This is a genomic window from Actinoplanes oryzae, from assembly GCF_030757795.1.
Taxonomy (GTDB): domain Bacteria; phylum Actinomycetota; class Actinomycetes; order Mycobacteriales; family Micromonosporaceae; genus Actinoplanes.
Genome location: NZ_JAUQWH010000367.1, coordinates 1 through 497, shown reverse-complemented (window position 1 = coordinate 497; position 497 = coordinate 1). Strand labels below are relative to the sequence as shown.

Below are 497 nucleotides of genomic sequence, written 5' to 3'. Positions count from 1 at the left end.
GTGATCCGGCACTTGCGTGTGGAAGCGGTGTCGCTCAACGGATAAAAGGTACCCCGGGGATAACAGGCTGATCTTCCCCAAGAGTCCATATCGACGGGATGGTTTGGCACCTCGATGTCGGCTCGTCGCATCCTGGGGCTGTAGCAGGTCCCAAGGGTTGGGCTGTTCGCCCATTAAAGCGGTACGCGAGCTGGGTTTAGAACGTCGTGAGACAGTTCGGTCCCTATCCGCCGTGCGCGTTGGATACTTGAGAAGGGCTGTCCCTAGTACGAGAGGACCGGGACGGACGAACCTCTGGTGTGCCAGTTGTCCCGCCAGGGGCACGGCTGGTTGGCTACGTTCGGAAGGGATAACCGCTGAAAGCATCTAAGCGGGAAGCTCGCTTCGAGATGAGGTATCCCACCACCTTGAGTGGGTAAGGCTCCCAGCTAGACGACTGGGTTGATAGGCCGGAGATGTAAGCCAGGTAACTGGTTCAGTTGACCGGTACTAATAGG

General features: G+C 57.9%; 1 rRNA gene. It reads left to right on the top strand.

The window, feature by feature from the left end:
* Positions 1-497 (top strand): 23S ribosomal RNA (locus tag RBH18_RS43960); the annotation flags it as partial.